Below are 5,272 nucleotides of genomic sequence, written 5' to 3'. Positions count from 1 at the left end.
CCAACGGCACGCACACGGTCCAGCTTCGGAAAACAGCACGCTCACCAGCGCCTCCCTCGATGCGGTCACTAGATACCACACCAATGCCGCTTCCTCGATCAGAAAGGGCCGCGAAGAAGGGAAGGGCTGCGATTTCACCCCAAAATCGCAGCCGAATAGCAACAGAATAGCAACATGCAGTTCGGCTAACTATTTGATATTGCTTATCTATATCTTGTAAATCGCAGAATCGCGGAAATCGCAACACCTTCAATCCAAACCCCTGCCTCTCCCTCTTTATAAAAAGAAAGAATGTTCATGTTTTGTTCTATTCTATTTATAGAAGAATCACACACCAAATGGTTGTGTTAACACACCTTTTGGTTGTTCTGTTCTTCTTAAAATATACAAGAACAAAACATAAACATTATATGTTTTATATAAGGCAAGAGAGAGAGGCTGATCGCCCCTCCCCATTTCCCCTTCGCGGTCTTCCTTCTTCACGAAAGAGGGGCTGGGCAGCCTACCGCGTGCAGCGAGGGGGATAGCGGGGTGGATAGAAAATCCGTCCCGTTTCGTAAGCCACTGATTTTATTTGGAAATCAGAAAAAGGATGGTGCCCAGGGGCGGAATCGAACCACCGACACTGCGATTTTCAGTCGCATGCTCTACCAACTGAGCTACCTGGGCGCCGGCGCGAGGCGTTGCTCGCGGCTGACGTCGGCGCTTATACGGGGGCGGGGCGGTGCTGTCCAGTGCCTGGCGGCGGTTTTGGGTCTTTGCTGTGGGAAACTGTCGCCGGCTGGGGAAAAGCCGGTTTGCGTCAGAACCGCGGCCGGCCGGGGGGCAGCGGGCGGGGGGGCAGCGTGCGGGCCCCGGCGGGGCGCGTCAGGCGGAAGGGCAGCCAGAAAACCAGAAGTGCCAGACTGAAACCGGCAACGCCGCTCATCGCCGCCGGCAGCGTGGCGGGGAAGGCCGGCGTGAAGGCGGCCAGCGCCGCACTCATCAGCGGCGGGTCGAAATGCATGACCACGGCGGCGAGACGGACAAACGGGTTGGCGCTGCGGAACGCCTCTTCCTGCGCTTCCAGCACGCGGATGCGGGCGGCCGTGGCGGCCATCTGTTCGCCGCGGCTGCGCTGGGCCATGTCGACGCTGGTCAGCATCGCCTGAATGGCCTCCACCGGCTCCAGCCCGCCGGCGCGGGCCTGCGTGTCGAAGCGCTGAATGCGGTCCTGAAGGCCGGAAAGCGTGGCCGGCAACTGAGCGCGATAGACATCGCCGAAGCCGGGAAGCTGCGAGAACAGCGCCCCCGCCACCAGCGCCGCGGCAACGGCAAGGCCGCGCAGAACGGTTGTGCGCAATGCCATTGGGGGTTCCCTCTGTCTCGACGGGGCTGCGGCCGGCGAATCGCCCGGCCGGCCGCGGACAAGCCTGCGACACTCTGGCACCGATCGCCGGCCGGATGAAACACGGTGCCGCATAATGGCGGCCGGCGGCGGGGGCCGCCGCCGGCGCAGAAACGCTTCGGAAGCGCGGCCCCCGGGCGCGCGTCTCAGGAGCGGATGTCGATCAGTCCGGCGCCGCCGGCTTCGGTGCCGAATGCCAGTTCCAGCCCGTCGGGATGCCAGGTGAGCGCGCTCACCGGCGAACCGTCGCCTTCCTTCAGCATGGCCACCACACCGTCGGCAATGCGACCGGCGACGATGCCGCCGTCGGAATAGCCGATGGCCACGACCTCGTCCTCCGGGTGGCAGGCAACGGCGGTTGCCATCACGTTCTGGCGGAAGCCCAGTTCCACCGGGGCCTTGCCCATGGGGCCGTCCTTGTAATGGAACGGCCACAGCACCGCCGCCGGCGCACCGGCGGTGGCCAGAAGGCGGCCTTTCACCGACCAGTCGATGGAGCGCACCCGGGTGGGATAGCCGGTCATGCGCATGTGCTTGCTGTCGGTCAGCCGCCAGCCGTGCAGGGCATTTTCCTGCATCACCGTCACCACGTTGCGCCCGTCGGGCGAGAAGGTGACGGTGTTGTGCATGCCCTTCCACTCAAGGCTGAGCGGATCGCCGGCGGTGTTGACCCACCACAGCGTCACGCCGTCATAGCGCGCCACGGCAAGGCGCAGGCCCTTGGGGGCGAAGGCGAGGCCGCCGACCGCGCGCGGGTGCTCGAAGGTCTTCTCGGTGCCGTCGGCAAGGCGCACCCATGCGGTGCGGCCGGCGGCGAAGGCCACCGCGCCGGAGGGGCCGGCCGCCAGACGGTCGATCCACTTGCGCTCGCGGCGGGCGAGTTCCGTCGCCGTGCCGTCGGCGGTCACGCGCACAACGCGGCCGTCGTCACCGCCGGTGATGAGGGCCTTGCGGTCCTGCGTCGGCACGGCGGCCAGCAGGCCGCCGGCGTGGGCCGCGACCGTGCGGGAGGCCTCGCCGGTGCCGAGCCGCACGGTGCCGTCGCCGAGCGCAAAGGCGGGCGTGGTGCCGAGAAAGCCGGCCGCCACCACGAAGCTGTCAAAAGAGCAGGGGGTCAGTGTCGCCACGGGCCGTCCTCAGGCTGCCTGACAGGCTTCGAAGCCGGCCTTCAGGGCATCGCGGTCGAGATTGCGGCCGATGAACACCAGCCGGCTCCGCCGCGCCTCGCCCGGCGCCCAGTCGCGCTGGTGATCGCCCTCGATGATCATGTGCACGCCCTGCACCACATAGCGCTGCGGATCGGTGACGAACGCGAGAATGCCCTTGAGGCGCAGGATGTCCGGCCCGTTCTTCTGCGTCACCTGCTGGATCCACGGGAAGAAGGTGGCCGGGTCGAGATCGCCGGCGGTCAGCGACACCGAGGAGATGCCGGCGGCCTCCATGTGGCTCGGATGATCGTGATCATGATGGTGGTCATGATCGTGATCGTGGTCGTGATGGTGGTGGTGATCGTGGTCGCAGTCCGGCCCGCAGACATGATCGTGGTCGTGATCATGGTCGTGGGCTTCGTCGAGGAAGCTCGGGTCGAGGCTGAGGATGCGGTCGAGATCGAATGCGCCGCGGTCGAGAATCCGGTCGAGCGGCAGGGAGCAGCGCTCGGTGCGGTAGATGGTGGCGAACGGATTGACGCCGCGGATGCGCGCTTCCACGGCCTTCAGTTCGTCGGGGGTGACGAGGTCGGTCTTGTTAAGCAGCACGATATCGGCAAAGGCGATCTGGCGGGCAGCTTCCTCGGTGTCGGCAAGGCGCAGCACCAGATGGCGGGCATCGGCCACCGCCACCACCGAATCGAGCGCCGCGGCCTGACGCACCGTGTCGTCCATGAAGAAGGTCTGCGCCACCGGCGCGGGGTCGGCCAGCCCGGTCGTCTCGACCAGAATGGCGTCGAAGGCGCCGCGGCGCTTCAGCAGGTTTTCAACGGTGCGGATCAGGTCGCCGCGCACGGTGCAGCAGATGCAGCCGTTGTTCATTTCGAACACTTCTTCGTCGGTGTCGACCAGAAGCTCCGCATCGATGCCGATCTCGCCGAATTCGTTGACGATCACGGCATAGCGCTTGCCGTGGTCTTCGGTGAGGATGCGGTTAAGCAGCGTGGTCTTGCCGGCGCCGAGAAAACCGGTCAGCACAGTCACCGGAATACGGCCGGCGGTGGCGGAGGAAGCGTCTGCGTTCGTCATGAAAAGAGCCCTTTGAAGCCAGGGATGCCTGACGTTCCCTGATCGCCGTCCCCTTCCCGGGTGCCGCCCGGCAGCAGGCGGGCACGAAGGGGCTGTGGCGGACGAAAGTGGAATAACGCCGCATATAGGCAGCCACAAGGCCGCGATAAAGGGCCGTCGCGGCCGCTCAGGCCGCCCCGGTGCGTTCGCTGACATAGCGGCGGGCAATGGCCCGCATCGCGGCGCCGTCGATGACCGGTCCGTGCCCGCCGAAAACGCGCCCGGCATCGAGGGCGGCGAGCCGGGCCATCGTGCGGCAATAGGCGGGAATGTCGGCCCCGGGCACGTCGTCCACGAGCTGACCCTGATAGAGCGCGTCGCCGGTGAAGAAATCGCCGCCGGTGCTGTCGAGAAGGCCGATGGAGCCGGGGGAATGGCCCGGCAGGTGCAGCACGGTGAAGCGGCGGTCGCCGAGATCGACGACGGCGCCCTCGCCGAGCGGCAGCGTCAGCGGCGCGGGGCTGAGGCGGAAGCCGCCCGCCAGCCAGCCGGCATGGGGCAGGGCGGTTACGGGCTCCGGCTGGTCGCGGAACAGGTGGGCGAGCGTTGCGGCATCGGCCACCCCGGCAAAGATGCCGGCTTCCGCCGGATGGCCGGCGCGGATGTCGAAGGCGTGGAAGGCGCCGATATGGTCGGCATGGCTGTGGGTGGCGACGGCGATCACCGGCTTGCCGGCGGTCAGACCCAGCGCCGGGTGCAGCGGCGCGAGGCCCATGCCGAAATCCACCACGAGATCGGCCTCGCGGCCGCGGACGTGGAAGATGTTGGCACGGAAGAAGCGGTGCACCGCCGGCTCCCACAGCCGGGTTATGCCGGGCGCAACCGCTTCGCGGGCATACCAGTCGCCGGCCGGCTGCGTCATGGGAGCGTTCCTGTGCTGACCGGCCTGCAACCGGTGTGTTTTCCGCCCGCAGGCATGCAGGTGCGGTGCCAGACGGTGGCATCCCGCGGGGGGACATGCGGCCAGAAGCCGGTTGCGGTGCGGGCGGGCCGGCGGCACAAACGGCGCTGCAGGGGTTCCGGCCGGCGGGGCGGGACCGGCAGCAGGCGCGTCGGAAAGGGCAGGCGATGAGCACAGCGGACAGCAACGGCAGCCAGCAGCGCGGCGCAGACACCGGCACGCACCTTGCCGGCGCCATCGAAGGCATCTGCCATCGCCTGCCGGTGCGCATCTATTACGAGGACACCGATTTTTCCGGCATCGTCTACCACGCCAGCTACCTGCGCTTCATGGAGCGCGGCCGCAGCGATTTCCTGCGCCTTGCCGGCGTGATGCACACGGCGCTGGCGGCCGGGGAAACCGGCGAGCCGCTGGCTTTCGCCGTGCGGGCGATGACGCTCGATTTTCTGGCGCCGGCGCGCATCGATGATGTGGTGATGGTGGAGACGCGCTTCTCCGGGCTGGCCGGGGCGCGGCTGACGCTGGTGCAGCAGGTGGTGCTGGCCGGCGGGCCGCAGGCCGGCCGCGTTCTGGTCAGCGCCGAGGTGACGGTGGTGGTGATCACTCTGGAGGGCCGTGCCCGGCGGCTGCCGCCGGCGGTGCGCGAACGGCTTGCCGCCTTCCTGCCGCCGGCCGGCTGAACGCCCGGCGGCTGCCGGCGCCCGTGGC

The 5,272-nt window shown here is 67.4% G+C and carries 5 protein-coding genes and 1 tRNA gene; 1 reads left to right on the top strand and 5 read right to left on the bottom strand.

The annotated features are described in order from the left end of the window. Positions 1-593 precede the first annotated feature (593 nt). The 5 genes from V7067_RS15235 to V7067_RS15215 all read right to left on the bottom strand — a co-directional run bounded on the left by V7067_RS15235 (position 594) and on the right by V7067_RS15215 (position 4,525). Positions 594-669, bottom strand: a tRNA-Phe gene (locus tag V7067_RS15235). 133 nt (positions 670-802) lie between these two features. Then, a complete protein-coding gene (locus V7067_RS15230; RefSeq protein ID WP_334176755.1) occupies positions 803-1,348 on the bottom strand; it encodes a DUF2937 family protein in 546 nt (181 codons plus the stop codon). A 185-nt stretch (positions 1,349-1,533) separates the two neighbouring features. Continuing rightward, positions 1,534-2,514 carry a WD40 repeat domain-containing protein gene (locus tag V7067_RS15225; RefSeq protein WP_334176754.1) on the bottom strand — a complete coding sequence of 327 codons (981 nt, stop codon included), beginning with the start codon at positions 2,512-2,514 and terminating at the stop codon, positions 1,534-1,536. Positions 2,515-2,523: 9 nt separating this feature from the next. Then, positions 2,524-3,624, bottom strand: coding sequence for a GTP-binding protein (locus V7067_RS15220; protein WP_334176753.1), 1,101 nt, complete (start codon positions 3,622-3,624; stop codon positions 2,524-2,526). Between the two features lie 166 nt (positions 3,625-3,790). After that, the gene (locus V7067_RS15215) at positions 3,791-4,525 is read right to left on the bottom strand and encodes an MBL fold metallo-hydrolase (protein ID WP_334176752.1); all 735 of its coding nucleotides are present in this window, start codon (positions 4,523-4,525) and stop codon (positions 3,791-3,793) included. Between the two features lie 206 nt (positions 4,526-4,731). Between V7067_RS15215 and V7067_RS15210 the strand changes: the two genes are divergently transcribed. After that, entirely contained in the window at positions 4,732-5,244 is a 513-nt protein-coding gene (locus V7067_RS15210; protein WP_334176751.1) for a YbgC/FadM family acyl-CoA thioesterase, read from the top strand. Positions 5,245-5,272 lie beyond the last annotated feature (28 nt).

Origin of the sequence: Pseudoxanthobacter sp., from assembly GCF_036822375.1 — a bacterium.
GTDB lineage: Bacteria > Pseudomonadota > Alphaproteobacteria > Rhizobiales > Segnochrobactraceae > Pseudoxanthobacter.
The sequence above is the reverse complement of the archived record's forward strand: the minus strand, read 5'-3'. Positions and strand labels throughout refer to the sequence as shown.